The following is a 26,998-nucleotide window of genomic DNA, read 5'->3' as shown; positions in this document are numbered from 1 at the left end:
GCGCAAAGCTGAAACGCCTGGTCAAGCTCGACATCCTCACCGAAGCCGACACCGGCAGCTTCACCAGGAAGCAGTAGCCCGCACCAGCCTCATCTAGAAACGGACATCACCTCACGAACCGCCCTCTCAGACGTGCTGAACGTCTACTTGGAGACCTTGCGGGTGCGGATGCCTCCGGGGCAGCTTCGCGCCCTGGTGAAGGCCGTCCAGACGACATGCAGCCTTTTGCCCGCGGAACCTTCCGACGTAGTAACAGTGCCCGTGGCTGGCCTACTTTCCGATGATCTACGCCGGGAGTATCTGTCCCTGCTTGCAGTCATGATCACGGGCCGTATGGGCCACCGAATGGTCGAGGTCCCTGTTTTGAATGGTCAGCCGGGATGGATGGTCCTCCATGCCGAAGTCGATCACACTCCAGCCGTCGTGAAGCTGCCACTTCAACACTCCCCCATTACCAGTGGATGCTCTTATCGAGCCTAGTCGCCTCATGCAGTGCGATGCCTGCGAAGTCCATAGCCGCCGCATTCCGACCGCTCAGAAGGGATGGCTCCTTTACGCCCCCCATCGGGCAATACCTCAAGCGAGAGCGCCGCTAGTGTGATGCGCCAGAAATCCCAGGGTTAAGTCTGCGGCTGGTCGGTGGTGGCTGATGGGGTGATTTTGGTGAGGTAAGGGGTTGTCCCGTGTATGATCTTTGCGTCGCCCTGGGCAGGGGTCGGTCGCGGTGTGATCCGGTCGCCTATCCGGCGAGGGCGAGGTTGTGCATGCGGGCGATGCCGAGCATGGCGTGGTGGACGCCGTCGCCTTTGAGGCGGCAGTCGCGGAGGATCTTCCAGGTCTTCATGCGGGCGAAGACGTGCTCGACGCGGGCGCGGACCTGTTGGTGGGACTTGTTGTGCGCCTGCTTCCAGTCGGGCAGGTCTTCGTCTTTGCGGCGGCGGTGGGGCATGACGAGTCCGGTGCCGAGGTAGCCGCCGTCGGCGATCGTGAGTGTTCTGCCGATGGCGGCTTTGGCGCCGGATTCCTCCCATGCCTTGCAGTCGTTGCGGTTTCCGGCAAGCGGCCGGCCGACTACGACGACCAGGCGGGTGTCGGCGTCGATGACGATCTGGTGGTTGGTGGAGTATCGGTAGTTCTTGGACTGCGAGGACCGGGCACTGCTGGTGGCGGCGTACTGGCGCACGAACTTGACGATACGCCAGCTCGCCCCGCTCTTCGGGGTCTCGAAGTCGGCGGCCGACCGCATCATCGACCACCTCGGGCCGATGCTCGCTCTGCAGCCCCGCAAGCGGTTCGCCAAGGACACCGTGCTGATCGTGGACGGCACTCTCGTGCCCACCCGCGACCACAGCATTGCCGTCCAACGGAAGGCTCCACGGCCGGCCCTTGCGGACCGCGTCCGCACCCTCACGCCGCAGCACGGTCACCAGCTTCCCGAAACAACGCGGGCTCAGCCCGGTGAACGGGGCTATCCAAGACGGCTCCGACGCCGTGATCACACCAGCCACAGCAAGATCATCTCATCTGTGACCAGCAGTTACGGGACAACTCTTACTGTAGGACACCCCTGTCAGAAAGACCTGCATGATGGACGTCATGCAGGTCCTCGACGTGCTGCACCGTCTTCGCGCGCACATGAGAGGCGAAGGGCCAGGAGCCGGCGGACTTCTGCCACGGTGAGTGGGAACCAAGGCGCTGGAACCGGTTCTGCACCTCCCTTTGCTGCCGCGTGGGCCATAACCGTCTTGTCATTGCGTCGGCTCGTCCAGCGCCCGGCAACAAGGCCGACGCTCACGTCTGGCGTGAGTCGGACCTGCCGGCCGCAGCGGCCGGGACAACGGTCATCGAAGACGGCGCCTACCTCGGCACCGGGCTGATCGTCCCGCCGCACGAGCCGGACGCCCGCTCGCGATTCCGGCCGGCGCCAGCCACGAGAGGACGGGGCTGGTGCGGCCCACCGCGAGTGCCACGAAGGAGTGGCGGAAGACTTCGGCCCGTGACGGGGGCCCGGCCGTTCTCCTGTGGGGGAAGTGCCGCAGTTCGCGGAAGTCTCCAGCGCCCGGGTGGAAGGAGAAGCCGTCGACTCGTCGCCCGGGAAGCAACGCGACGTTGTCCAGGTCCAGGGTGCGATGGCGAACGGTGGTCTCCCGCGCGCCCGCGGCTGAACGACTGGACGTCGATGCCGGAGGGGACACGGGGACACCAGCCAGTCGGCAGGAGGTGGGGAAGTCCCTGCCCCGCCGACCGGTCGGGCCCGGCCTCAGCAGGCGTCGCGACCACCCCGGCGTCACGCCCCCGCGATCAGCGGGTCGAACGCCGTGGTGCGCTGCCGGCCAGACATGAAAGACAGGAACTCTTTCACGAAGGCACTGCGCGTGTACGTCACACCCCCGGCCCCCGACGTGTCGCGTTGGAAGGCGGTGCGGAACAGCGCCCGGTACTCCGCGGCATCGATGTGCCCGCTGCCGTCCCTGTCGGTGACGTCGAAGAGGACTTCGGCGACCCTGATGAGCGCGGGCCCGGCGAGGGAGGGAGCGGCGGCGGCGTACTCCTGGGCGCTGATGCTGCCGTCGCCGTCGGTGTCCAGGGCCGCCTGGAGTTCGCGCCACCAGTCCGCGTAGGCGTGGTAGAGCCGGGTCTCCTCGGGCTCGTCCAGGTCGAGGCGGCTGGAGAGCTCACGGGCCATGGCGGCGAGGTCGGGCCAGTCCAGGGAGCCGTTGCCGGTCTGGTCCAGTACCTGCCGGAAGAAGTTCTCCGCGTCCTGCCGCTGTTCGGTGCCTGCGGCCGTGGCCGGGCGCGTTGCGGGTTCGGGCTGGTCGGGGAGTGGGGTCAGTAGCCGGAGCAGCGCGCCGGCCCGCTTCATCCTGGACTGCAGTTCCGCGAGGGTCCTGGCGCGCGGATCGTCGCTGTCGGGCGTCATTTCCAGGAGGCCGATGATGTTCGCGGGCTGTATCCAGCTCGCGGGCAGGAAGCGGGTTAGTCCCACGGCCAGGTAGGCGCCTTGCATCAGGGTCTGGGCACCGGGCATCTCGGGCAGCCCGGCACGGCGGCGGAACGGTTCGGGCAGTGACGCCACGGCGATCGCCCCGACGACCGGGCCCGCGAGGGCACGGCCGGCCGCCCACACCGTGGGCAGTCCGCTCAGCAGCGGGGGAGCGGGGAGGTGGTCGAAGAGCTTGTACAGGATGACGCGCATCGCCTCCGTGTTCTCCAGCTCCTCCGCCACGACCCTGTCGTAGTACTGCCAGAACTCGGGCAGGCTGTCGGGCAGGTGACCGGGTTCGTCGCCCATCTCCACGAGCATGGCCTGGAACTCGGCGTAAAGCGCCTCCATGAACCCCTGTTCCAGGGGCTGGCCGCTCAGTCGGCACATGGTGACGGAGCTTTCGAACAGGGTGGCCACCACCCAGGCGCGGGCGCCGGGGTCCATCGCGTCGTAGGGCCGGTGGTGCGGATCCGTTCCCTTCAGCCGCGCGTGCATGCGGTTCAGCCGTGCCGCCTCCCGGCTGCGTGCCTCCTCGTCGGCGCCGGTCATGCGCTGCATGCTGAGGAAGGTGTTGCGCAGGCGTCGCCAGGGGTGGGTGACGAACGTGGAGTTGTCGACGAGGGCCGCCCCGATCGTCGGGTGAGCGGCCTCCAGTACCGTCGCCCGGACCATGGCGAGCGCCCACCGAGGGTCGTTGAAGAACGTCTCGAAGCGCGCGTCCGGACTCCTCAAGGGCCTGTGCGGCGCACCGGTGTCCGATACGGGTGTCCGGGTCCCGGCGTTCTGGCGGTCGGCGTCGTCGAAGGGGAGGCCGTCGGGGCCGGTTGCGTCCGGGATGCTCACAGTCGGGGTTCTCCGGTCTGGTTCGGTAGTACGCCGCCGAAGCGGCGGTCGCGCTGCTGGTAGGAGTGCAGGCACTCCAGGAAGTGGGAGGCGCTGAAGTCGGGCCACAGGACGGGCGGGAAGACCCACTCGGCGTACGCGACCTGCCAGAGCATGAAGTTGGAGATCCGCTGTTCTCCAGAGGTACGGATCACCAGGTCCACGTCGGGCGTGTCGGGGTAGGGAAGGTGCCCGGCGAAGGTCTGCTCGGTCACGCTGTCGGCGGGGGTATTGCTGCGCAGCAGCGAGCGCGCCGCCTCGACGATGTCCCTGCGACCGCCGTGGTCGAAGGCCACGGTCAGTGTCATGCCGCGATTGTCGCCGGTCAGTGTCATCAAGTCATTGAAGTCCCGAGCCAGTTCAGGCGGAATGCGCGGGTCGGTCGCGCCGAGGAAGCGACAGCGGATACCACGTGCATGCAGGAACAAGGCGTGTTTGCGCACCACGCGCCGTACCAGCCGCATCAGGAAGTCGACCTCATCGCTCGGCCTGCCCCAATTCTCGGTGGAGAACGCATACAGGCTCAGCCATCCCACCCCGGACCCCCGCGCCGCCTCGATGACGTCGATCACGGTGGCCTCCGCGGCACTGTGCCCGGAGGTACGCGGCAGGGCCCGTGATTGCGCCCACCGGCCGTTGCCGTCCATCACGCAGGCGACGTGGTGCGGTACCTGGCCGCGCCCGTCGTCGGCGGGCTGGGGAAGGTCCGGGGACGACGGGCCGGGCCCGTCTGCCGTCTGCTGCATGGTCATGCCTTCTCTGGGGCCTCTCCTGTCTCCCCTTCCGCCGCGCGCAAGGGGAGACACGGGAACGGGACCCTGGCGCCGCACCGGGACGGCCAACCGGTGCTGCGCGGCGGGCCGCGTCGTCGGTGATCACTGGGGCGGTGCACTGATCCGATCAACACGAACAGCTTGGCATCGGGCGGCCACGCCGAGCGCCGGAAGGCCGGTGGGCTCACCCTTGGAACGCCAGTCCGACAAAGAAGGACGTGCGGTCGCGGCCGACGCCGGGGCACGGCCTACGGCCGGGCCCCGGCGCCGAAGGGCTACTCAGCCTCCTACAACCTCATGTTGAGATGTGGTGGAGGACGAGGATGGTCATCACGATGCCGGTGATCAGGTTGGTACCGCCGCGGCGTTTCCGCAGGATGCGCCAAGCCTTCAGGACGGCCATGGCCAGCCCGCCGACGCAGCGGAACTTGGCGTGGCTGCAGTTGCGCGTCGTTTCCATCGCTGGAGCCGGCCGCCCCGGAAGGAGACTCGCATATGTCGGCCGGCGACTTGGTATGCCTTGTCCGCCCAGCACCGGGCGGGCGCGCGCAAGAGCTCCGGAAGATCGCCCGGGCCGAGGGTGCGGCAGAGAACCGCACCATCGACAAGGAGGCTGACCTCAGCGACCGGATTCCCGTCCACGCACCGGGCAGCCGTGTGCCACGGAACCGCCGGCCGCGCTCGAGGATGGCGTAGCCGCCCTCATCGAACCAGAACGCCCCGCAGGAGATGCGCCGCGAATTACGGCGTGGTGAGAAGGATGGCCGAGTTCCGGCCGCCGAATCCGAACGAGCAGGTGATCGCGGTATCCATGGTGACGGGGCGAGAGGCTCCGGAGACAATGTCGAGTTTGTGGTCACCGTCCTGGACGGCGAAGTTCGCGGTGGGTGGGACCTGCTGGTGTTGGAGGGCCAGGATCGTGTAAGCCGCCTCGATGGCTCCGGCGGCGCCGATGGCATGGCCGATGATGCTCTTGGAAGCGGTGACCGGAGGCATGTCCGGGCCGAAGACGTCGGCAAGGGCTGCTGCTTCCGCGGCGTCGTTGTGTCGGGTAGAGGTGCCGTGCGCATTAATGTGCCCGATGTCGCGAGGGCTGCAGCCGCTGTCTTTCAACGCGATGCGCAAGGCTCGGGCGGCGCCGTCCCCGGTGGGGTGCGGTGCGATGGGGTGGTGGGCGTCCGTCGTGGTGCCACAGCCGCGCAGGAGCGCTTTCACCGGTGCGCGTCGAGCCTTGGCCGCGGTGGGGCGTTCCAGGACCAGGACGGCGGCGCCCTCTCCCAGGACTAGTCCGTCGCGGGCGGCGTCGAAGGGCCGGCAGGCCAGGTGGGGCTGGTCGCGGCGCCGGGAGATGGCTCCCATCTGGGCGAAGCAGGCCACGGTCATCGGGGCGAGGGGGGATTCGCTGCCTCCGGCGAGGACGATGTCGCAGGCGCCCGAGCGCAGGAGGTCGCGGGCGGTGCTCAGAGCAACGGCGCCGGAGGCGCAGGCGGCGGCGGTGGCGAAGGAGGGCCCTTTGGCGCCGAGGTCGAGGGCGACTTCGCCTGATGCCGTGTCGGGCAGGCTGCGGGGCAGCGCCAGCGGTGAAACCCGGGAGGGATAGCCGTCGAGGAGTTGGGAGAACTCGCTGTTGTAGTTCTGCATGCTGTTGGAGGCGGCTCCCAGGACGACGCCTACCCGTTCGCCGTTCCACGACCGCGGGTCCAGGTGGCTGTCGATGACCGCTGCGCGGGCGGCGATCAGCGCGAAATGACCGAAGCGATCCAGTCGCCGGGCACGGGAACGGCCGAACAGTGCGGCGGCGTCGAAAGGCGGGACCTGGCAGGAAAAGTCGCAGGGCAACCCGGACAGGAGCGGGTCGTGTGCGGCGAGTGACCGGCCTTGACATAGCGCGGCCCAATTGTCCTGGGCGGTGAGTCCGGCTGGCGTGACCAGGCCGATGCCGGTCACCGCGATGGCATCAGAGCGCATGCCCGGCAGCTTGCTGAGCCGCGACGGCTGGGGTGGAAAGGATGCTGGGCGCTTTGCTACGAGGTCGGCCGGCATGTCGGCAGCGGCGGTCGCGGCTCGTCCCGCCGACCGAGCCGAGCTTGTGAAACACGCTCCGAGGGCGGGCCAGTGGCATCAAAGACTGTGAGTGTGTGGCGGTGGGATTCATCGCAGTGGCTTTCATACCGCCGCCCCTTCGGCCGCAGCTGAAACCCGGGCGGGGTAAGCGCGCTGCTCAAGGACGGCGGCGACCTCGCCGATGGTCAGATCCGAGCGGAGGTCCACGCCGAGCTCGGAGATCGTCACGCCCAACCTTTGATGGATAACCACCAGCATTTCCATCAGGCCCAAGGAGTCCAGTCCGAGGCTTTCGAACGTGGCGTGCGGAGTCAGCATGCCGGGATCGACATCATCGAAGTGCGCTGTCAGGAGTTCGCAGATCGTCTCAAAACCGTTCGGATACGGAGCCATGGTGAGGTTCTTCCAAGCGGGAGGTAAGGGCATGGTGTGCTGCGCGGGGTGCGGGTTACAGGCGGAGGGCGAGAGCACCGAGGCTGACCCCGCTCGCCATGCCTAGGAGCACCACCATGTCACCGGGATGCACGTGACCTGCTTCGACTTCCATAGCGAGTTGCAAGGGGAGTGTGGCGGCTGCGGTGTTGCCGTGAGTTCGAATCGTGGTGAGCACCCGGGAGGCGGGGATGTCGAGCGATTCCAGGATTCGGTCGGTCCAGCGCTGCGTAGGCAAGTGCATACAAAAGCGTGCGACATCGTCGAAGGACATCCCAAGAGCCCGCTCCAGGACTGCCCGGTCGATGGCCAGGGAGCGGCCCGCTCGCATCATGGCCTCCAGGCTATTGGTCCACTCCCATTCCGGGGCGGAGGGGATAGGGATGACGGTGGCGTCCCAAGCCTTGGACTGGGCGAAAAAGTGTGAGCCGAGGATGCCTGGTTCGGGGGCGGCTTCGAGCCACATGGCCGCCCCGGCGTCGGACATGGTGTAGCTGACCATGGCATGCGCGAATTCTCTGGGCTTGGTGACATGCATGCGTCTGGTCTTCTGCCAAGTCTCGCCGCAGCACACCAGGATCCGCTCGTAAGCACCTTGCCGGATCAGCGAATCGGCGACTTCGAGGGCGTTGAGGAAACTGTTGCAGGCGTTCTTCACGTCGAAAACCGGACACTGTGCGCCGAGTTTGTACGCCACGATGTGCGCGGTGGCAGGCTCCAGCACATCCAACGATGTCGCGGCGAAGATGATGAGATCAGCGTCCTGAATGCTCCGCCCTGTGTCGGCCAGGAGCTTGTGCGTGGCGGCGACCGCCAGATCTGAGGGGCACTCATGGGACGGACTGATGTACCGGTGCTCCACGCCGGTCGTAGTCTCGATCGCCCCAGCCGGGACGATGAAGTTCGGGCTCTCGCCAGCGATCTCTTCCTCGAGAGATGCTGTCGAAATCCGCTTCTCCGGAAGGTATGCGGAAACGCCTGCCATGCGGCTGGATCGGGTCGGGTTCACATCGGAAAACGTATCCGGCGACGTCGCAACTCGGCGGCTCCACGTCGCTCTCAGGTCGTGTGCCTAAGGCGGGTTCACCAGAATGGTCCCGTTCCTACCCCCGAGCACGTCCAACACAGGCAGACGGCCCCGACTCCGACGACAGCTGCTCCAAGCGTCCGACCGACCCCAGACACCGGGGCCCGCCTACATACCCTGCTGATCTGGGCGGGTGAATCCCGACCTCCACCGGTTGTGTTGGCCGAAGGCACCGCGAGCGTGCGTACCAAAGTGCTCACCTGAACGGTCTTCAGCAGCGCGTACCCGGGAGGCACACCATGGGCACCCACCCCACAGCGGCGCCGGCGGAAGGCACATCGCACGAGGTCGCCCGGCGCCTACTGCAGGTATCCCCGCCACCGCTCGACTCTCAGGCGTCCATTGCATGGGACTCGCCCGCCCCCGATGATGTCTGGTACTGCGTGCCCGAGCGCATGCCACTTTTCGGAACACCCCTATGGCAGCGCATGGACGACAAACAGCGCCTGGAGATGTCCCGCCGCGAACTCGCCAATATGGTGGGCTTGGCTTTGTGGTCGGAGCTCCTCTTGATGGAGACCTTCGCCCGGGCTCTCACCCGACGTGACCCCAGGGACCCCCGCACCCAGTACGCACTGACCGAGATCTCCGAAGAAGCCCGGCACTCCGCCATGTTCAGCCAGCTACTGGACCGGCTCGGCTGCCCCGACTACCGCCCCTCGGCAGCCCTCCACCGTGCAGCCGTATGCTTCCTCCCCTCCCGTCACGACCTCAGATTCGCCACGCCGCTGATCTTCGAAGAAGTCCTCGACCGCTTCCAGCGCGAGGCAGCCCGCGACGAGCGGGTCCACCCGCTAGTCCGCCAGGTGTGCCGGATCCACGTCGCCGACGAGGCCCGACACATCACCTTCGCGCGCTCCGCCATGCGGGACTCCGTCAGGTGCATGCCGCCCGCGCGCCTAGCCGTGCAGCGGCAGCGGATGGGTGTGCGCGCCATGGCAGTCACCAAGCTACTGGTCAACCCTCGCGTCTTTCGCGACATGGGCCTGGATCCACGACAGGCCCGCAGCGAAGCTCGTGCCAATGCACACTTCCAAGGAACACTGCTGTGGAGTGGAGCCAAGGTCGTTCCGTTCCTCACAGACATCGGCATGATCACATCGACCGAGAAGCTCTGGTGGAGGCACGCCGGCCTTCTCCAATAGCCGAAATATCCCGGGCACCGTTGACATCACTCCCGTACGAAAGCTTCCAGGCTGCGGCCCCGCTGACGGCGATGGCGACGATGTCGCGCCCGACCAGCCGGAGACCGGCCACTGGTGACCGGCCACATAGGCCAGCGCCCCGGCCCACCGCCGGGACGCCTGCACACCGGTCCCCATCGCAACCTGCGGAGCATGGAGCGGCCAGCTCGCCAGCCCGACCGCCAGCCGACCGGTCCACGCTGCGCTCGAACTGAAGCATTTCCCATGCACCACCAGACGTGTCGCGCTCCGTGCCGGCGCCGAGGTCGCCGAGCTGACCGGGATGGCCGAGCTGACCGGCTATCCGGCCGGCACGCGCATCATCGCGCGCCGCGAGCGACCACACCCCGGCGAGCCGTCCTGGTCCAGGGCGGGATGCCAGAGGTGGTCGGCCCAGCTGTCCCTGTTCGACCAGGACGAGGGCCTGCGGCACCAGGTGTTCCTCACCGACACTCCCTACACCGGCGAGGTGCCCCGCACGCCGGACAGGTCGCGGTCTCCTTCGGAGTCCGGGCCCTCACCACGACCCGCTCGCCCTCGTCGGCACATGCTCGATGACCAGCGGGGGTATCCCTGAAAACGCGATCTGCACAAGCTCGTTGACATCCTTCACGCCGATATCAACGACACTCCGCCACCTGCTTTACCACCGAATGTGAGACAGAGCCGGAATCGCGGACTGAACCAAAATCGCCGTCGTTCACACGGCCGGCCTAGTTTACTGGCGGGCTGTAAAGGTGACTCCTTAGATGGTCTCGACAGTCCCTCTACAAGAAAGGCATTGAAATATGCGCATCATCAGCCGTCTGGGCTTGATGGTCGGAGCTGTGCTCACGTCGTGCATGCTCCCTCTGACCTCGGCGCAGGCTGCCGCACCGCATCATTGCCAGGAGCAGAGCGGCCCTGGGCCCATCCGCCTGAAGATCTGCGACCCAGTGGAATTGAGGCTCGTAGCGAGGAGGGTATGCCGAAGCTATGGGCTGGAGGTGCCGGATCCTGCAACCCTCGAAAACCTGAGGAAAGAGTGCTGCTACGAAGGCTGTTCGACCGAGGAGATCGGCCTCTACTGTCGACCGGCGGACTACTGACCTCTTACAAGTGGCCACTGATCGGGTAGCGGGCTTACCTGCCGCTCCGCGCGAGGATCCTGCGCCGTTGCGAGAGGTGCTCGACATTTCCCTGTGGCCTACGCCGGCAGGCCACAGGCGAGACCGTCGACACCCCGAACGGGGAGCTGGTGGAGCTTGCCCGCGACCATCAGCCATGTTGCTCCCCCGTTGGTTCAGGTGGTGCGCCAGGACCGGATGCGGTCGGCTGTGTCGTAGACGTCCGCGTGGCCGGAGTCGATGTGACCCGGAAGACCAGGACCTCGACGAGCGGATCCTGGCACAGACGGCAGCGCTCTTTTCGGCTCGTGGAGGCACCGCCGCCGTGGCCCTGCTGCGCGCCGTGCAGCGCCTGGAATTTGAGCAGACCGACAATGGCTTCGTGACCGCGACGAACTGGCACGACTACTACTGGGCGGCGGTCTTCTACGTCGACCGCCGACATCCGTACCCGGACCGGCGTCCGATGTGCTCACCTCGCGCCGTTGGCCGTGCCTTCCCCGGCATGGCCAACGGCGGTGCGGCCTTGGCGGTCGCCCGGTCCTTGCAGAGTCGGACCGCTACACCAGTGCTGCGGCCACGGTCTCCAGCACAGCACACTGCTGCGGGTCGATGGGCACGTCAGCCTGGCGGTCGCCGACGGATGCAGCTTTCCCTACGGTGCGAGTCGTGAGGGGAAGGGGCGTAACCCGGGGCCGGCGTCACTGTGTGGGGGAGTGCTGGGGAAGCAGGGTTCGGGCAGCCGCCGTGGAGCGTAGTTCCTCCAGGGTGGCGCTCTGCTGCTCGGCGCGTTCCAGTAGCGCGTCCAGCTGGTCGGCGGCGAGGCGCTCGTCGGTTTCGGCCAGGGCGCGCAGGGTCCGCCAGCAGGCTGTCTTGCCCAGGACGCCCAGCAGCATGGACTCTGCTTCCAGGACGTCGCTCAGCGCGGAGCGGGAGAGGAGGTGCGCGTTGGGCTTGGGGCGACCCGCCTTTTCCGCGAGCCAGCCCACAGCGGCCTTGGACTGGCTGGTGGACACGCCCAGATCCCCCATGATCCGGGCCAGCGCGTCACGGTCCTCGTCGATCTGCCGGGCCAGTTCGGCCAGGGCCGTGGCCTCCTTCGCATCGGTGCGCCCCTTCGCGGCCCGCCGGAAAAGCTCGCGGCCCCCGGTGGCACCGGCGTAGTGGTCGTTCAGGTAGATCGCCAGCAGATCGCCACTTTCGGAGCCGCCGTCCTCGCTCCTGTCAGCGGCGTTCGCAGCGCCTGCCTCGGCGTTCATTTCGCGCTGGACCGACTCACCCAGTTCGGTCCAGCTGTCCTCGAACTTGGTCAGCCCCTCGCGCTCCAGGCTGTCGGTGACGTCCGCGAAGTCGATGCCGGTGCGTTCCAGTGCCTCCAGGTGGGCGGCGGCGGCCGCGAAGTCATCCCCGGTCGGAGCGTGGGCGGGGAGGGTGCCGTGGTCGGCGAACGCGGCCAACGTGGCGCCGGGCATCGTGTTCACGGTGCCCGCGATGACGAGTTCGCTGACGTACATCGTGTCCGGGTAGGACGGGTCCTTGACCCCGGTGGACGCCCACAAGGGCCGCTGGACCCGGGCCCCTGCGGCGGCGAGGCGCTGCCAGCGGGGCTCGGTGAGCATCTGCTGGTACGCCTGATAGGCGAGCCGGGCGTTGGCGACCGCGGCCTTGCCCTTGAGTGCCCGGGCCTGCGGGTTGCCGAGGGCGTCGAGGCGGCGGTCGACTTCGGTGTCGACGCGGGAGACGAAGAACGAGGCGACCGAGTGGATGTCCGACAGGTCGCGGCCTGCGGCCAGCGCCTGCTCCAGGCCGCTCTGGTAGGCGTCCATCACGTCGCGGTAGCGGTCCAGGGAGAAGATCAGAGTGACGTTGACACTGATGCCCTCGGCAATGACGGCGGTGATCGCCTTCAGCCCTTTGCGGGTGGCCGGGATCTTGATGAACAGATTGGGTCGGTCGACCGTGTCCCACAGCCTGCGGGCCAGGGAGGAGGTGGCATCGGCGTCCTGCGCCAGCCGCGGGTCCACTTCGAGAGAGACCCGCCCGTCGACGCCACCGGTGCGTTCGTAGACGGGGCCGAAGACATCGCAGCCGTCTCGTACGTCGTCCGTCGTGAGGGCGAAGACCGCCTCGTCGACGCTGGTCCCCGCGGCGCCGAGGCGGCGCAGCTGCTCGTTGTAGCGGTCCCCCTTGGACAGGGCGGAGGCGAAAATCGTGGGGTTCGTGGTGACCCCGACGACGTGCTTGTCAGTGATCAGCTTCTTGAGTTCTCCACCGGCCAGGAGCTCGCGGGAGAGGTCATCGAGCCAGATCGACACTCCCGCGGTGGACAGGGCGGCGAGCGGACCAGTGCCAGCGGAAACAGACATGCCAAACCTCCAGAACGGTGCGGCGCCGCCCACGATGAGGATGCATGTCACCCGGCGGGCGAAACTGCCGACCGCGGCGCTCGACACGGTGGTTCCCCCTCCGCCTGCCCGCATCGTCCAGAGGCACGCGCACAAACAGAAACGACCCGGCTTCGGCTACTTACGCATCGGACGAGTACAGCATCTGGCCCGGCCGGCGCGCGGCGCTGGAGCTGGAACGCGAAAGCTGTGGGCGATCTTCGCCGGCCGGCACGAGTGCTGAAAGCCAAGGGAACGCGACACCGCACCCATCCGGACCACTGGCCAAGCTGGGTGGGCGCGATTAGCCACCTCAGAGATCCAGCGTGATGGCGTAGGCCAGGAAGAACAGGGCGGTTACGAAGGCGAGGAGGCAGATCAGCACCAGGGGTCCCTTTCCCCATCCGCGGGTGAGGGGCCGGTACGGGCCGGTTCCTGTACCCGTGCTCGATTCACCGGGCGGAGTCTCGCCTGGCGGGACCCCGGTCCCCGCGCCGGGTGAAGGCGTACGGCCCGATTCTGGTTCCGAATCCTGTGCGGACATGACGTGGCCTCCTGACTCGGCAACAGCCGTCAGTTGTCCTGCGGCGCACGCGGCTCGTGCAGGGTTGTCCAGCACCTACCCGGCGCTGGACGCACCACGCCGCAGGGCTGCTTCGGCGGCAGCGGCCGGGGGTTTATCCGGCGCTTCGGGTCTCGCTCTCGGGTGGGTCCTGGGGGTCGACACCGGTAAAGGCAGAGGCGTCCTTGGTTCCGCTGGGACGCTGCGAGCGGCCTCGGGGGCCGGTGTCGTGCACTCCCTTGTCACCGGAACCCTTGCCCTGCTCCTCGCCGCGGCTGCTCATGCTCTTGGTGGGGGTGCCGTGGGGGTTGCCCGATTCTTCCTTGGAGACGGTCCTGCCGGGACCCTTGGCGGGTGCGTACTTGTCCGGGTGGAAGGAGCGGTGAGCGCTGGGATTGTCCTGTTGCCTGGTCTCGTCCATGTCCGGCGACCAGCCGTGCTGCTCGGTGCCTTTGTGTGGGCTCGGGCCCTCACCGTGCGTGGGCTGAGAAGGCTTGTGTTGCTGATTGGCCATGGTCTGACCTGCTGTTCTGTATGCGGGAAGGCTTAAGGCTGCTCGGACGCGCCCGCCTCACCGCTGGCAGTCCTATTGTCCCACCGCGGGTCCTGGGCCGCCGAAGGCTGTGCCGTGGCGGGCCGACTGCGCGGACTCCTCCGCGGCGGCGTAGACCGCAGTCATGGCCAGGTGACTGGAGGCGGGTGTCGGCGTACACATGAACGTTGATGAGTACGCCGACAGCGGGCGCAGAACTTGCTGAGGGGCAGGTCGTTGGGGTCCTCGAAGTCGCACTCTGGACCGGAGGGACCGTCGTGGGCCGTGGTATCGCCGTGGATGATAGCTGCATTCGGGCATTCTGGGAGTTGAAGGGCAAACCCGATGTCAACACCGTGATCTTCCGGCTCGGTGATTCCGCGGATTCCCTGCTCGTCGAGGATCAGAGCAACCTGACTCACGACGAGCTTTTGCTGGCACTGCCTGCGGATCAGCCCCGGCTTGTCCTCTATGACCTGCCTTTCGCCAGTGCGGACGGAACGCGGCATAACAAGATCGTGTCCATTTGCTGGCTACCGGCAGCTACCGGCCCCCGGGACGGGTCCGCCTACGGCCAAGCTCAGGCAGCACTGGCGGATGCTCTGGACGGGGACCAGGTGGCCATCGTCGCGACAGCTCTGTCGGACCTTGATTACCCCCGCCTCGTCGCCCAGGCCGGCTGAGCCGGGGCCCGCCGGATCGAACAGCGCCAACCCGGGAAGGCCACAGCGCAGTGCAGGCCGAGACCTCTGACCAGGGCCAGGGCCGGAAGGCCACGGGAGAAGGGCGGTGTCAGGGCGCGGTGTGGGCTCGTGCCGGGTGTCGGAGCGGATGTCGTCGGCGCGGCGCACCAGCGCGCCGGGGGCCCCTCCGGCCCGGTAACCGTCTCGGCCACCGCGGGGGCGCCCGTCGTCGGCAAACGGGTACACCCCAGGCGCGTGGCGCGGCTGTGTCCGCGCGGTGGGGAAGCGATGGACGGTGAGGCCGGGATCAGCCCGGCACGCCGTGAGAGAGGAACCGTGCGATGGAGCAGTCTGAGCTGGAGACCAAGGTTCAGCAGCTGGAGACGGCTCTGGCTGTCCAGGAGGCGACCATGGCCGGGGCGCAGGCCACGCAGGCCGCGACGCAGGCCGGGATGACCTCGACGTTCGGCGCGACGCACGCGGGAACGTGGTCCGTGATGGCTACCGGCAGCGTCGCGCTGCTTGTGGGGATCTTCCTCGGTATGGCCATCGCCAAGGACTGACGCCGGTCCCGCCCTACCGGGATCCGCCGTCCGGCTTTGCGCCGCCCTCTGCCCGGCCTGATGGTCGGGCAGAGGGCGGCTCGCTGCAAGGTCACCGTGGCCCAGTTACCTCGCACGGTGAAGACTTTCCCCCAGGCGGGCTGGAGAAGGCCGTGGTGGTCCCGGGATCACCCGGTTGCGGATCGGCGACCTGCGCGGGAGACGAGGCAGGAGCGGGGCCCGGGCCGGCTGGGCAGCCAGGCTTCGCGACCGTGCGGCTCGGCTTCTCCCCGGTGGCGCGTGGGGTCAGGAGCCGTTGTCGTCGTAGTTGTCCCGGCTGCCGGACTTGGCCAGCCCGCGGCTGAGCATGTAGCCGACGGTGAGGATCACGATGTACAGCCACGCCTTGTCGGCGCGGAAGTAGTCGAGGTGGCCCTCTTCGGTGCCCACGAGCATGGAGGCGATCAGGACTGCGACGACGGCAGCGATGTAGACGAAGAACTCCGTCGTCTTCAGGGCCGACTTCGTCTCGGTCGACAGGCGCCGTGTCCCGTGTCCGGAAACGTCGGTCCGGCGACCTGTGGGGGTGCCGCTCGGGTTCGCGGTGGTCATGGCAGGTGTCCAATCCGTTGTGCGGAGCACGGAGGGCTCCACGGGGCGGGAGCCGCCAAGATCGAGGCGGTCCCATCAGGCGACTACCCGAAAACCGGAGAATAAGCATCACGTAAAGCGCGAATCACGCAGATGGCCCGTGTTGGCGCTCTGCCCGGGGTTGACGGTGGAACCGCCCGTCGACGGCGCTCGGCGGCAAGCCTCGAAGGCCTCCCTGCCCCCGAGAACACTGACCGGGCTGGGGCCGGCGTTCATGTTCAGGGGCAGGCGCGGAACGCGAACAAGGCGCGTGCCGGTGAGCCGAGCACGCGTAGTGCCTGGCGGGCCCCGGTGCGGGTGCGGTCATTCGGGGCGAGGCGTCGTCACATGCTGTGGCAGGTCCCGCCGCGGACCATGTCCAGATGCGTGGCCACCACCGGGCGGGCCTTCTTCGCCGCAGTGGTGGTCTCGGTGTCCTTGCCCTGGCTGATCTGCTGGTCGATCAGCGTGAGCGTCTTGGTGTGGCCGGCCTCCTGGGCCGTCAGCCACGCCTTGTCGTAGTCGGGGCTACCGGCCTTGGACCGGACGTCGGCGAGCGTGGCCTGCTGCTCAGGGGTCGGGGCTTCCGGCAGGGAGACGTCGCCCTTCTTCGCCAGGGCGGAGAGTTCCGCGTCGAGCTTGGTGTGATCGCTGACCAGAGTGGCACCGGCCTGCTTGACGCATGTCGTGGTCGCGTTCTTCTGGGCGTCCTGACCGGCGGCGATCTCCGCCAGGTTGCTCTGGTGGGCCATCTGCACGAAACGCGCATCGGCACTGTCCGGAGCCGGGGCGGCGGCGACTGCCGACACCCCGGAACACGCCAGGGAAGCTGTGAACACCGCAATCGTCAAAAATCTTGCATGCATGGTTCCTCCCAGACCGCGGGCGGCCCGAGCGGGCCGGCAAGACCGCGGCACCCGGCGTCTGTCCATACCGTCCGAGAGCAAACACACACGCTGGCGCGGCAGTCCTGCGTCGGCGGCATGTGCCAGAACAACGCCGGAAACGCCTTCACGGTCTACGGACAATCGACATACATGCTTGGCACGTCCAACCGCACCTGCTCGCTGGGACCCCCTTCGAGGGCACGTCGCGAAGCTCACCGGCGCCGGGCTACGGCGCGAGTACGGAGCGGTGTGCCAAGGCTGGAGGCCCTCAGCATCCCGGCGATCCAGTCACCCTGCCAGTTACGCCGCGGAGCTCGAACGCAACCGTTCGCCTCCATCCGCAGGTCCCCGCCCCTCGCCCGTCACAGCGGAGTTCACCTCAGGGCCAAGACGGGTATAACGGCCGTCCGATATGCGGCCTGCGGCGGGTCCAGTCAGCCCGTGGCTACAAGGCGGTGACCAATGTCCCAATGCAAGATCCCCGACTACCGCACCGGCCGACGTGGCCGCCACTGGACGCACGCCCTGCGCAGCGCGCAGAAGGCCGGAGCCGTCATCGTCACCGACGACACAGGCGAATCAGTCATCTACACCCACGACCACACAACCCCCGCACGTTTCCGCCCCTGGATCACCGCCGCCGGGGTCCGCTACGACAGCCACGACGTACATCCCGAATGGTGACCTCCGTCGGACACGGCACAGGCGGCCTTCACCCAGGCACGCCTGGGTGAAGAGCCTTCTCCCGCCCGCGGGCGCTGGGACCTGCCGGGGCGGTGTGGAACTCAATGACGCCCCCGCTGCGATCGGGGCAGCGATTGCTATCGGCGTACAGGCGCAGACCCAGCAGCGGATTCGAAGCCCGCCTCGGTGCAGCGCTGCCGTCCGGCCGGGCCCTGGGGGTGGGGCTGCTACAGCTCGTCGCCCTCGACGTCTCCCTCGCTCACCAGGTCTTCCTCGCGGCGGCGTTTGGTCTCTTCGTCCAGGCCGCGGGAGGTTTTCTCCGGCTGCTGCTGGCGCGCCGGGGCCCGGCCCGCAGACTGCCGACGCTCCGCCTCCGTCTCCTCAGGCCCCTTGCCCGACTGACCCGGCTGCTGCCGCTTGTCCTGCTCGCTCATGACGATGGCTCCTCGCGGTGTGGAAGTCGTACCGGCACCACGCTGACACGATCAATGACCCGCTGCATCATTTCGGTCACGCAGTGTCGCAAGAGTGAAGGCGGTCCCGGTCGCAGGCGCGTCCGGCAGCCCGGCCCGACAGCCGGCCTGAGGATGAGGCGCAACACCCCCGAGCCGTCAGGAGCCTTTCCATGCTGGAGCGCAAGCAGCTCAAGGACCGTACCAGGTCACGTTTGCCCTGCCGGCCGAGACGCCGCCCGGCCCGGTCAGCGTCGTCGGCGACTTCAACGACTGGCAGCCCGGCACCCACACCCTGGAACCCCGGGAGGACGGCATGCGTGCCGTCACCGTCGCCCTCCCCGGCAAGAGCGTCCACTCCTTCCGCTACCTCGCCGCGGGCGACCGCTGGTTCGACGAGGACCACGCGGATGGTCACGACGGCACCAACAGCCGCCTGCACACGTGATCCGGAGTTGCCCGGTCGGGTGAGAGCTCACGCGCCGAGCAGCCCCGCCCCTGCCAACTCGAGCACGGCCCATACGCAGCCACAGACAAGGAGCACGACCGCATGACCACGGCCCGCGACATCATGACGGAAGACGCCGAGTGCATCGGCGCGCAGGAGACGGTCCTTGAGGCCGCGAAGAAGATGACGCAGATGGGTGTCGGCGAAGAAGATGACGCAGATGGGTGTCGGCGCGCTGCCGATCTGCGGCGAGGACGACAAGCTCAAGGGCATGCTCACCGACCGCGACATCGTGGTGAAGGTCCTGGGTGCGGGCAAGGACCCCAGCCAGGTGAAAGCCGGGGAGCTGGCGCAAGGTGAGGCGGTCACCATCGGCGCCGACGACGACGCCGCCGAGATCCTGGCCACCATGAACGAGCACCAGGTACGCCGCCTGCCCGTCATCGACGGCCACCGCCTGGTCGGCATCGTCGCCCAGGCGGACGTCGCCCGCGCCCTGCCCGACCCCCAGGTCGCAGACCTCCTGCAAGCACTCTCCGTCGAGTGATACCCGTCTGGCCACAGGTCACCTCCGGGTTCAGCCCGCCCGGACAGTGACCTTGGGCCAATATGCGGCGTAGCGATTGGCCGGAGTGGTGTACCTTCCCGGGCTGCCCGCTCCGGCACTCCTCCGGCGGCTCGTTCGAACCAGACGAGATGGCGATGCCCAACTCGACGCGGGGCGTCGGCGACGGTCGACTACGCGACCCGCACTACGGCCCGCAGGATCCGCCCGGGGCCCGTCCACTGTGCTCTGCGTTTCCCGCGGTTCGATTGGGCTGCACTGCTGTCGAGCTGCGGCGGTCCGGCTTCCCTGAAGGTGGGGGGGGGGGGGGTAGGCCGGACCGCTCAGGGCGTGCGCCCTGCGGCTGGTTCAGAGGAGGGCGTGATCTGCTGGTTTCGGTACTGTGGCGGGCGCTCGCGGTCAGCTTTGTGGTGCTTAGTACTTGTCGCCGTGGTGGTCGGACTTGTGGTGGTCGGCCTTGTCGTTGTCGCCGCCGTTGTTGATGCAGGTGTTGCCGAAGGCGGGGTTGAGGAGGCCGATGACGTTGACGGTGTTGCCGCAGATGTTGACCGGGATGTGGACGGGCACCTGGAGGACGTTGCCGGACAGGACGCCGGGGGAGCCGATGGCAGCGCCCTCGGCGGTGGCGTCCGCGGCGGCCATGCCGGCGCCGCCGGCGAGGACGGCGGCGGCTGCGGCGGTTACGGCTACGGCCTTGGCGATACGCGACATCAAAATCTCCTTGAAGTAGTGGCCCTGCCGCAGGGAGCACGGCACGTGCTCCCGCCCAACAGCACGAACACGTAGCTGGTTACGCGGATTCAGCCGTACCGGTGGCCCCTGGCAGCCTCGCCCTGACCACTGCTCACGCCCCCGGGTCCGTAGATTCCGCAGTTGCATGGACCGGTCACGCCACTGACGTGCGGTTTGACCGATGGCGGGGCATCGATCGGTCACGCCGGTGGCTGTGACCGTGGGTGGTGGTGCGGGCGAGGACGGCATCCAGGTGGCGGACGGCGTTCTCGGCGTCGGTGAACTCCTCCAGCGTGGGCAGGACGGTGCCCAGCGCGTGTTCCCGGTCGGCCTCCAGGGCGCGCCGTTGCAGGACGGGGGCGAGGGCGGCGGCGGCGCGGCCGAGGAACCAGGCGAGCTGGCCGTGGGTGTGGGCGGTGCCGACGGCCAGGACCGCGAGGGCTTCGCGCAAGTACTCAAGGCGCTCGATGCCCGGCAGTGCCTCCTGCGAGGCAGCGGTGCCCACGAACGCCTGGAGCCGGGTGGCGGTGGTGCGGGCCAGAGCGGTGTCGGCCTCGGACAGCTGCCATTGGCCGGCGTCGGCCTGCCTCTCGACCTGCGCGGTCAGCACGGCGACCTGCGCTCCTATACGCGTACTGGCCGGCGCAGCGTCGGGGGTAGGACCCGGCTCGCCCGCGCCCTGGGGCCATGAGATCTGCCCTGTGGGCCCAGCTTGCCCCCGCGTGCGGGTCCTGGCCGGTACCGCGGACGCGGCGGCCACAACATCGAAGACGGCACGGGTGCCGGTGAGGTCGAGGAGACGGGCGACCTGCGGACTCAGGTCCGCGAGGGCGAACAAGACGTCCGCCTCGGCGGCGGCGCGGCGGACTCGCAGAAGCTGGTTGAGGCCGGCGCACCCGCAGAACCGCAGGCCGGAGCAGTCGACCGTAAGGGCGCGCGGAACGGGCAGGTCATGGAGGGCGGCGTTCAAGGCCTGCGCGAGGGCCGGTTCCGTGTCGATGTCGGCCTCGCCCGCCACAGTCAGCACACGCGTTCCCGGGGGGCCTATCCGCCGGTGGAAGCTCAGTGTTGACATCGCCAGGTCAGGCACGAGGTTCGCCGGGTCGTGCGCATGAGTCACCGGGGTGATGCGTTGCATGGTGCCCGTCCTGTCGGTCGGAGCCCTCCGTCCCCCCTGCGCGCGGCAAGGGCGAAAGTGCGCGGCCGAAGGGCCGCACGTCGAGGAGGTCCGTACCGGAAGCGCCCTCTCCGTGGAGGACGCGGCAGCGCGGGGTTCACCAACGGCTACTCCCAAACTACCCCTGAAACGAACACCTGATCCCGGTCGCCGCCATCCCCCCGCCCCACGGTCCGCCGCCGGCCGGCCGCGACGTCCCTGAGCCTCACCCGCAACCTCTGACCGAACGACCCTCTGATCACAGAGCGTTACTTTTCACTTCGTGGCAGCTTCGGAAGGATTGGGCCGTCCCCCAGCGACCCGGTTCCCGAGGACGCTCGACCGTCGGCGCTACGTCTCGGCGCCAGGCGGTGCCGGCGAACGTCATGAACAACGGATCGGCACGGACGGCCAGGGTGGCGCCCAAACTGCTGTCAAAACGCTGCTCTTCGACGCGTACAAAGCCATGATGGTGCTGGCCGGGACGCTCGCCGGGTCCTCGCTCGGGCTGGCGCTGTTCTCCGGACGGATCCTGGCCGTGGTCGGTGCTGTGGCCGGCGTTCTTGGGACGGGGCTCTGGGCGCTGCTTTCCCGCCGGCAGGTCGTCGGCTTCTTTCAGGAGTGCTTCGGTATCTCGGCTGCTCGATGAGAAGGCGGAGGCTCACACCGGCAACGTGGTGGCGGGTCTGTACATGTACCAGGCCGCCGGTTTCCCCTGGCGCAGGGCGGGGTGAGTGCTGCGGAGTGCGAGGCTCGCCGGACGGCCGCTTACCGGCTCTCCGCGTACGAGGGCCTGCCGCGCCAGGTCCAGGTGGCAGCGGCCGCAGCCTTGGAAGCCATAGACCAGGGGAAGGATGCCGAGATGGTGGCCGAGGCGATGAGTGAACTGCGGGTCACGGTCTACGAGCACCGCGGCGGTCTGTAGGAGCCACGGACAGGGTTGCACCGCAAGGGGGCTGGACCGTTGTCTGGACGGTTGCTTTCAGCGGGGGACCGGGAGTGTGACCGGAGGTGTGAACCTCCCAAACCGGCGACCGCCCGTTGATGCAGGTCAGGCCCGGTGGGCAAGCCTGTTTCGGAAAACGACACCTCTAATTCGTAGCAATTAGAGGTTCTGGATCTCTAATGGGCCCGGCGGACGCTGTCTGCCAGGGCAGGACGTGGGTGGTCCGGTCGGTGCCGTGGTGACCCCTACGACACCTCCGACCGATCAGGTCTGTGGATAGACCGGTGGCGCCGTGGTGCCGGCCGGTCCTCGCACGTTCTGCTCCCACGAGCCCGTCGGATTCGGGATCCTCGACGGATGAGCTGCCGTACGGTGACGCGTTTTTCCTCTCGAGCTTCGAGCTCTGGACACGGCGTGCGCCCGTGCGGTCCAGCGGTGCCGCGCACGGCTGATGAGGTGGCGGGCCTTGGAGCCCTGGAATTAGTGCGCCGTGCGGCCCCGCGTGCTCGCCTTCGAGAACAGCACGGGAGAAGGGGCGGGATCCATGGACGTGTTCTGCGGGATCGACTGGGCGGAAGGGCACCACGACGTCGCGATCATCGACAACACCGGCAAGCTGCTGGCCAAGTGCCGAATCGACGATGACCTGGACGGCTACCGGCTGCTGCTGGACCTGATGGCCGACCACGGCGACAGCGCCGAGACGCCGATCCCGGTGGCCATCGAGACCAGCCGTGGCCTGCTGGTCGCCACCCTGCGGACTGGGGCCCGGCAGGTCTTCGATCAACCCGATGGCGGCCTCCCGCTACCGTGACCGGCACGGCGTCTCCCGCAAGAAGTCCGATCCCGGCGACGCCCTGGTCCTGGCGAACATCATCCGCACGGACATGCCTATGCACCGGCCCCTGCCCGCCGACAGCGACCTGGCCCAGGCCATCGCCCTCCTCGCCCGCGCCCACCAGGACGCCGTCTGGAACCGGCAGCAGATCGCCAACCAGCTCCGCTCTCTCCTGCGCGAGTACTACCCCGCTGCTCTGGAGGCATGGCGCCACAAAGCAGGCGGACTGACCCGGCCGGACGCGCGGAAGATCCTCGCCGCCGCACCCACCCCGGCCATGGCCGCTGAGCTGCCGCTCTGGAAGCTCCGGGTGATGATGCACAACGCGGGCCGCCAACGCGGCATCAACGAGGACGCCGAGCGGATCCACACGCTGTTCCGGCAGCCGACCGCCCGCCAGCTGCCCGCAGTAGAGGAAGCCATGGGCATCCAGGCCAAGGCCCTGCTGGTCCAGCTGAACGCAGTCTGCAAGGCCGTCGACGAGCTCGCCAAGGCGGTTGAGCGGACCTTCCGGAGCCACCCCGACGCGCCGATCATGCTCAGCTTCCCCGGCATCGGCCCCGGGGTCGGAGCACGTCTCCTGGCCGAGATCGGCGACGACCGCACCGCCGGCGGACTCAAGGCATACGCAGGAGCGGCCCCGATCACCCGGGCCTCGGGCAAACGCAAGTACGTCGGACGGCGCTTCGTGAAGAACAACCGGCTCAACCACGCCGGCTACCTATGGGCCTTCTCCACCCTCACCCACTCGAAGGGCGCCAACGCGCACTACCGGCGACGACGCGAGACAGGAGACTGGCATGCCCAGGCCCTGCGGCACCTGTTCAACCGCATGCTCGGACAGCTCCACCACTGCCTCCAGACCCGCGTCCCCTTCGACGAATCCATCGCGTTCCCACAGCCCGCTGGGACCTGATGGGGCACGTTGGAACTCTGATCACGTTGGCGTGAATCCTCAGGTCAGCGGCGGGCACCCCATACGCGCAGGATCCTGCTTGCTTCGTTGCTGATCGAGTCGTCGGCATCCGATACCAGCACCGAGGACAGTTCCTTGAGCTGTGCGAGACCTTCCTCGGACTGACAGCAGACGTCATTGATTGCACCATCGAGGTAGTCACTGGTGCCGTCGTCCGCGCTGCTGAGCGCCACCAGGACCATGCGCAAACCGCAGATGTCCCCCCGCTCGAGCAGAGCCTCCGCCGTCTCGCGAGTGACAGCGGTGTTTTGGCTGTCCAGTAGCAGCCGATGCAGTACGTCAGCCACTCCGGCTTCCTCTGCCGAGCCTGCCAGACGCCGACCTGCTGCCGCTCTGACGGACCATGATGCCGAGCGAGCGTCCTGAAGGGCTGAACTCAACTCGTTGTCGATTTCGGAGAGGGTCATGGCCTCCATCCTGGCACGACAGCTCGGACGCCTCGGCTCGCCTTCACGATGGCGGCCAGAGCTGCCTCCGGAGGCCCTCATTTCACCCGCTGTCTTGACCTCTTAGCCGCATGAGGTGTCTTTCCCACGCAGTAGCCATGGGAAAGATGTGCGCTTCACTGCCCGGCCGGCGGCGAGGACGAGACGCTAACGAAGCCCGTGCCCTACGTTCCCGCTCGCCCGGTCCCGTGACCGCGTCTCCATCCGGGAGACGGCACCCGCCCGGGCAGAGAGGAAGAGCACCATGACGTACCTTGAGGACGGCCTACGCGTACGGAACGGCTTCGCCGAAGGGCCGCTCGCCGATGCGGCGCTGGACCGTGCGGCCCGCGCCGGGCAGCTCCTGGACGAACTGCAGGAGCGGCCGAAGACGATGACGGACGCGGAGCTCCGCGACGGGGTCAGCCGCGCCCTGCGCCGCTACACGAGGCGCCAGCCACGCCGGCCAGGTCTACGGCATCGCCCAGCAGATCCGGCGCGGGGTGCGCGTCGAGTGGCTCGTGACCGACCGGCTCGTCTGCGCCTGACGTCCTGCCCGCTTGAACGGGAGTGAGGGGCCCCTGGCCGGGAGGAGGCTGGGGCCCCTCAGCGCGCTCCGCGGGGGACGGATCGTGCACGCCCACGGACAACGACACCGGAGTCGTCCGGACACGGTGGTCCAGCCGGAGGGGCCGCCGCGCGCGATAGCGGGTGCTGAACTAGCGCCCGCGTCCGGGTGACCGAACCTCCCACGGGGAGTTGCACGGGTCGGTCACGCCGCTGAGCTGCGGTTTGGCCGATGGCGGGAGACGGATCGGTCACGCAGACGCGGGTGACCGGTCACGGGCTCGGTCACCCGGCCGGGCAAGCCCAAGGCTTCCCTTGGCAAGCTCACCGGCGGGCAGGCTTGCCCAAGAGGCCGACAACCACGACCGCCGAGAAGGCCCGCGGCTGGCTTGCCCGCTTCCGCCTCGGGCAAGCCCCTTGATGTCTGGGTAAGCCTCCCGCCGACGGCATGGGCACGCCCAAGGTGACCCCTGGGCAAGCCCCGCTGTCGGGTTGGTCCTACTCAGGGTTGGGAGCGGGATCCGGATGTTCTTGACGGCTCTGGAGCCCGTTTCCGTGATCGTCGGACGAACCTCAGGGACCGCCGCTTTGGTTTCTTGACGGCAGGGGGCTGGTCTACGCTGCCGAGGCGCGGACCGTCCGGGTCGGCGGGCAAGGAGAGGCAGACATGCCGCAAGCGGGACACGCCGCGCCCCCGGCCGGGGAGCCGGTGCGGCGGGCGCTCAGCGTGGCGGAGGAGGCCGGCCGCTTGGATGCGGTGCGGCGCTACGACATCCTCGACACCCCTCCAGACGGCGCGTTCGACCGCGTCGCGGCGATGGCGGCCCGGCTGTTCAAGGTGCCGGTGGCGAGCGTGACGATCGTGGACGAGGATCGGATCTGGTTCAAGGCCATCCACGGCCTGGAGGGCGTGAGCGAGATCGGGCGGGAGCCGGGCCTGTGCGGCTCGGCAGTCCTGTCGGATGAGACGTTGGTGATCCCCGACACTCTCATGGACCCGGTCGCCTGCGACAACGCTCTGGTCACCGGTCCGCTGGCGGTCCGGTTCTACGCCGCCGCGCCGATCATCACGGGCGACGGGCACCGGCTGGGCACCGTCAACATCCTCGACACGAAGCCGCGCCTGATCACCGAGGAGGACACTGCCACCCTCGCGGATCTGGCCGAGATCGTCCTCGATGAGATGGAGATGCGCCTGGCGGCTCTGAACACGCTGCGCACCGAGCAGGAGCGGCGCATCGAACAGGAGGAGGCCCGGCAGCGCGCGGAACAGGACAAGGTGTCCATCGCGGCGTTCGCCGCCGCGTTGCAGCGCACTCTGCTGCCGCCGGCGCTGCCGGTGGTGCCGGGCCTGGAGCTGGCCTGCCACTACGCCACCGCCTCCCCGCAGGACGTCGGCGGCGACTTCTACGACGTCTTCCCCCTGGACGGCAAGAGGTGGGCGTTCTTCCTCGGGGACGTGTGCGGCAAGGGCCCCGAAGCCGCCGCCCTGACCTCCCTGACCCGCTACACCCTGCGGGCCGCCGCCCTGATCGACCCGGACCCCGACGTGGTCCTCACTTCGCTGAACACGGCGCTGCTCCTCGATGCGGCTGTCGGCAGCCGGTTTTGCACCGCCGTCTTCGGCGTCCTTGAGCCGCACGAGGAGGGAGGTTTCACCGTCACGGTGGGCACCGGCGGGCACCCTCCGGCCTACCACCTGCGCGGGCAGGGGACGGTGGAGGCGGTGCAGCCCAAGGGCGGCATGCTCATCGGCGCCGTCGCGGGCGCACACTTCGCCTCCCGCAGCATCCACCTCGCCCCCGGCGAAGGACTGCTGCTCTACACCGACGGGCTGACCGAGGCCCGCCGTGCGGACGGCGAGATGATAGGTGATGAGGGCCTGACCGGCTTCCTTGCTGCCCGCACCGCGCCCGTCAGCGCGACGGCGGTCATCGAGGACACCATCGCCCTCCTCGACGCCACGCCCCACGGCGCCGGGGACGACGTCGCCCTGCTGGCCCTGTCCGTCCCCCTCGCCGACGCCGCGGTGGACGGTTTCACCGCCACGGCCACCGCCCACACCATCGCCCCCGCTGGCGAGATGCCGGAGAGCCGACCGTGACCGACTTCCGCCTCACCGCCCAGCACACCGACGGTGACCTCGCCGTGGCCCACGTCTCCGGAGACCTCGACTTCGACACCGCCCCCCGCATACGCAGCCAGGCACTGGCCCTGATCGAGCAGGGCCACCGCCACCTGCTTCTGGACCTTGAAGCCGTCACCTTCTGCGACTCCTCCGGTCTCAACGCCCTGATCGGCATCTACCGCTGCGCCAAGCAAGCCGGGGGCAGCGTGACCCTGGCCGCCCTCCCCGACCGGCTCGAGCGACTGCTCGACCTCACCGGCCTCGGCACCCTGCTGCCCGCCTACCCCACCACAGCCCACGCCCTCAACGCCCACACCTCCAGCCGGAACACCGCCATCGCGTAACCC

Annotated in this window: 24 protein-coding genes and 7 pseudogenes; 14 read left to right on the top strand and 17 right to left on the bottom strand. The window is 68.4% G+C overall.

The genetic code is table 11. The features are described 5' to 3' along the window. Positions 1–739: 739 nt before the first annotated feature. Positions 740–1,147, bottom strand: a pseudogene (locus tag ACLJTM_RS34100) (transposase); the annotation flags it as partial. Between ACLJTM_RS34100 and ACLJTM_RS34095 the strand changes: the two are divergent. Then, a pseudogene (locus ACLJTM_RS34095) lies at positions 1,137–1,370 on the top strand (helix-turn-helix domain-containing protein); the annotation flags it as partial. The pseudogenes ACLJTM_RS34100 and ACLJTM_RS34095 overlap by 11 nt on opposite strands. On the opposite strand, the pseudogene ACLJTM_RS34090 reads toward ACLJTM_RS34095, so the two are convergent. Continuing rightward, a pseudogene (locus tag ACLJTM_RS34090) lies at positions 1,358–1,508 on the bottom strand (IS5/IS1182 family transposase); the annotation flags it as partial. The pseudogenes ACLJTM_RS34095 and ACLJTM_RS34090 sit on opposite strands and share 13 nt — an antisense overlap. 230 nt (positions 1,509–1,738) lie before the next feature. Here ACLJTM_RS34090 and ACLJTM_RS34085 point away from each other — a divergent pair. Next, a pseudogene (locus ACLJTM_RS34085) lies at positions 1,739–1,918 on the top strand (IS5/IS1182 family transposase); the annotation flags it as partial. A 369-nt stretch (positions 1,919–2,287) separates the two neighbouring features. On the opposite strand, the gene ACLJTM_RS34080 reads toward ACLJTM_RS34085, so the two are convergent. The 6 genes from ACLJTM_RS34080 to ACLJTM_RS34055 form a co-directional block, all read right to left on the bottom strand. Continuing rightward, the gene (locus ACLJTM_RS34080) at positions 2,288–3,718 is read right to left on the bottom strand and encodes an oxygenase MpaB family protein (protein WP_411107703.1); all 1,431 of its coding nucleotides are present in this window, start codon (positions 3,716–3,718) and stop codon (positions 2,288–2,290) included. Positions 3,719–3,825: 107 nt separating this feature from the next. Then, on the bottom strand, positions 3,826–4,620 hold the full coding sequence (uppS, locus tag ACLJTM_RS34075) for a polyprenyl diphosphate synthase (protein WP_411107699.1): 795 nt from the start codon (positions 4,618–4,620) through the stop codon (positions 3,826–3,828). A 316-nt stretch (positions 4,621–4,936) separates the two neighbouring features. Then, positions 4,937–5,101, bottom strand: a complete 165-nt coding sequence (locus tag ACLJTM_RS34070) for a hypothetical protein (protein WP_411107698.1) — start codon at positions 5,099–5,101, stop codon at positions 4,937–4,939. A 281-nt stretch (positions 5,102–5,382) separates the two neighbouring features. Then, entirely contained in the window at positions 5,383–6,609 is a 1,227-nt protein-coding gene (locus ACLJTM_RS34065) for a beta-ketoacyl-[acyl-carrier-protein] synthase family protein (protein WP_411107697.1), read from the bottom strand. A 198-nt stretch (positions 6,610–6,807) separates the two neighbouring features. Beyond that, on the bottom strand, positions 6,808–7,098 hold the full coding sequence (locus ACLJTM_RS34060) for an acyl carrier protein (RefSeq protein WP_411107696.1): 291 nt from the start codon (positions 7,096–7,098) through the stop codon (positions 6,808–6,810). A gap of 55 nt (positions 7,099–7,153) precedes the next feature. Continuing rightward, entirely contained in the window at positions 7,154–8,146 is a 993-nt protein-coding gene (locus ACLJTM_RS34055) for a 3-oxoacyl-ACP synthase III family protein (RefSeq protein ID WP_411107695.1), read from the bottom strand. Positions 8,147–8,463: 317 nt separating this feature from the next. Here ACLJTM_RS34055 and ACLJTM_RS34050 point away from each other — a divergent pair, with 317 nt between their 5' ends. Further along, positions 8,464–9,369 (top strand): AurF N-oxygenase family protein, encoded by a 906-nt coding sequence (locus ACLJTM_RS34050; protein WP_411107694.1) that lies wholly within the window; start codon positions 8,464–8,466, stop codon positions 9,367–9,369. A gap of 283 nt (positions 9,370–9,652) precedes the next feature. Then, positions 9,653–9,865 (top strand): annotated as a pseudogene (locus ACLJTM_RS34045) (hypothetical protein); the annotation flags it as partial. Between the two features lie 1,350 nt (positions 9,866–11,215). Here ACLJTM_RS34045 and tal read toward each other — a convergent pair. From tal to ACLJTM_RS34030, 3 genes are all read right to left on the bottom strand, one after another. Next, positions 11,216–12,880 (bottom strand): transaldolase, encoded by a 1,665-nt coding sequence (tal, locus tag ACLJTM_RS34040; protein WP_411107693.1) that lies wholly within the window; start codon positions 12,878–12,880, stop codon positions 11,216–11,218. A gap of 331 nt (positions 12,881–13,211) precedes the next feature. Beyond that, positions 13,212–13,442: a DUF6480 family protein gene (locus ACLJTM_RS34035; RefSeq protein ID WP_411107692.1), complete on the bottom strand. Its 231-nt coding sequence runs from the start codon at positions 13,440–13,442 to the stop codon at positions 13,212–13,214. A 133-nt stretch (positions 13,443–13,575) separates the two neighbouring features. Continuing rightward, the gene (locus tag ACLJTM_RS34030; protein ID WP_411107691.1) at positions 13,576–13,881 is read right to left on the bottom strand and encodes a hypothetical protein; all 306 of its coding nucleotides are present in this window, start codon (positions 13,879–13,881) and stop codon (positions 13,576–13,578) included. Positions 13,882–14,183: 302 nt separating this feature from the next. On the opposite strand from ACLJTM_RS34030, the gene ACLJTM_RS34025 reads away from it, so the two are divergent. Next, complete coding sequence (locus ACLJTM_RS34025) at positions 14,184–14,675, top strand: hypothetical protein (protein ID WP_411107690.1); 492 nt, start codon at positions 14,184–14,186, stop codon at positions 14,673–14,675. Positions 14,676–15,016: 341 nt separating this feature from the next. Beyond that, positions 15,017–15,238 carry a hypothetical protein gene (locus tag ACLJTM_RS34020; protein ID WP_411107689.1) on the top strand — a complete coding sequence of 74 codons (222 nt, stop codon included), beginning with the start codon at positions 15,017–15,019 and terminating at the stop codon, positions 15,236–15,238. Between the two features lie 285 nt (positions 15,239–15,523). Here ACLJTM_RS34020 and ACLJTM_RS34015 read toward each other — a convergent pair whose 3' ends face one another. Then, on the bottom strand, positions 15,524–15,829 hold the full coding sequence (locus ACLJTM_RS34015; RefSeq protein ID WP_411107688.1) for a hypothetical protein: 306 nt from the start codon (positions 15,827–15,829) through the stop codon (positions 15,524–15,526). A 362-nt stretch (positions 15,830–16,191) separates the two neighbouring features. Further along, on the bottom strand, positions 16,192–16,686 hold the full coding sequence (locus tag ACLJTM_RS34010) for a DUF4142 domain-containing protein (RefSeq protein WP_411107687.1): 495 nt from the start codon (positions 16,684–16,686) through the stop codon (positions 16,192–16,194). A gap of 510 nt (positions 16,687–17,196) precedes the next feature. On the opposite strand from ACLJTM_RS34010, the gene ACLJTM_RS34005 reads away from it, so the two are divergent. Continuing rightward, positions 17,197–17,418 (top strand): hypothetical protein, encoded by a 222-nt coding sequence (locus ACLJTM_RS34005; RefSeq protein WP_383812341.1) that lies wholly within the window; start codon positions 17,197–17,199, stop codon positions 17,416–17,418. Positions 17,419–17,645: 227 nt separating this feature from the next. Here ACLJTM_RS34005 and ACLJTM_RS34000 read toward each other — a convergent pair whose 3' ends face one another. Further along, positions 17,646–17,852, bottom strand: a complete 207-nt coding sequence (locus ACLJTM_RS34000; protein ID WP_411107686.1) for a hypothetical protein — start codon at positions 17,850–17,852, stop codon at positions 17,646–17,648. A 334-nt stretch (positions 17,853–18,186) separates the two neighbouring features. Here ACLJTM_RS34000 and ACLJTM_RS33995 point away from each other — a divergent pair, with 334 nt between their 5' ends. Both ACLJTM_RS33995 and ACLJTM_RS33990 read left to right on the top strand, forming a co-directional pair. Beyond that, positions 18,187–18,318 (top strand): hypothetical protein, encoded by a 132-nt coding sequence (locus ACLJTM_RS33995; protein ID WP_411107685.1) that lies wholly within the window; start codon positions 18,187–18,189, stop codon positions 18,316–18,318. A 102-nt stretch (positions 18,319–18,420) separates the two neighbouring features. Next, positions 18,421–18,865 (top strand): annotated as a pseudogene (locus tag ACLJTM_RS33990) (CBS domain-containing protein). Between the two features lie 432 nt (positions 18,866–19,297). Here the strand turns inward: ACLJTM_RS33990 and ACLJTM_RS33985 are convergent. Continuing rightward, positions 19,298–19,594, bottom strand: coding sequence for a chaplin (locus ACLJTM_RS33985; protein WP_411107684.1), 297 nt, complete (start codon positions 19,592–19,594; stop codon positions 19,298–19,300). A 175-nt stretch (positions 19,595–19,769) separates the two neighbouring features. Then, complete coding sequence (locus ACLJTM_RS33980) at positions 19,770–20,690, bottom strand: STAS domain-containing protein (RefSeq protein WP_411107702.1); 921 nt, start codon at positions 20,688–20,690, stop codon at positions 19,770–19,772. Between the two features lie 364 nt (positions 20,691–21,054). Here ACLJTM_RS33980 and ACLJTM_RS33975 point away from each other — a divergent pair, with 364 nt between their 5' ends. From ACLJTM_RS33975 to ACLJTM_RS33965, 3 genes and pseudogenes are all read left to right on the top strand, one after another. Beyond that, positions 21,055–21,420 (top strand): hypothetical protein, encoded by a 366-nt coding sequence (locus ACLJTM_RS33975; protein WP_411107683.1) that lies wholly within the window; start codon positions 21,055–21,057, stop codon positions 21,418–21,420. 81 nt (positions 21,421–21,501) lie between these two features. Beyond that, a complete protein-coding gene (locus tag ACLJTM_RS33970) occupies positions 21,502–21,696 on the top strand; it encodes a hypothetical protein (protein ID WP_411107682.1) in 195 nt (64 codons plus the stop codon). Positions 21,697–22,261: 565 nt separating this feature from the next. Continuing rightward, a pseudogene (locus ACLJTM_RS33965) lies at positions 22,262–23,471 on the top strand (IS110 family transposase). 44 nt (positions 23,472–23,515) lie between these two features. Here the strand turns inward: ACLJTM_RS33965 and ACLJTM_RS33960 are convergent. Next, positions 23,516–23,938: a hypothetical protein gene (locus tag ACLJTM_RS33960; RefSeq protein WP_411107681.1), complete on the bottom strand. Its 423-nt coding sequence runs from the start codon at positions 23,936–23,938 to the stop codon at positions 23,516–23,518. Positions 23,939–25,190: 1,252 nt separating this feature from the next. On the opposite strand from ACLJTM_RS33960, the gene ACLJTM_RS33955 reads away from it, so the two are divergent. Next, the gene (locus ACLJTM_RS33955; protein WP_411107680.1) at positions 25,191–26,627 is read left to right on the top strand and encodes a PP2C family protein-serine/threonine phosphatase; all 1,437 of its coding nucleotides are present in this window, start codon (positions 25,191–25,193) and stop codon (positions 26,625–26,627) included. Continuing rightward, positions 26,624–26,995, top strand: a complete 372-nt coding sequence (locus ACLJTM_RS33950) for an STAS domain-containing protein (protein WP_411107679.1) — start codon at positions 26,624–26,626, stop codon at positions 26,993–26,995. The genes ACLJTM_RS33955 and ACLJTM_RS33950 overlap by 4 nt, the downstream gene beginning before the upstream one ends. Positions 26,996–26,998 lie beyond the last annotated feature (3 nt).

It is taken from the genome of Streptomyces sp. cmx-4-9 (genome assembly GCF_046548835.1).
Lineage (GTDB): Bacteria > Actinomycetota > Actinomycetes > Streptomycetales > Streptomycetaceae > Streptomyces.
Note: the sequence above shows the minus strand (reverse complement) of the source record. Positions and strands in the feature narration are given on the sequence as shown.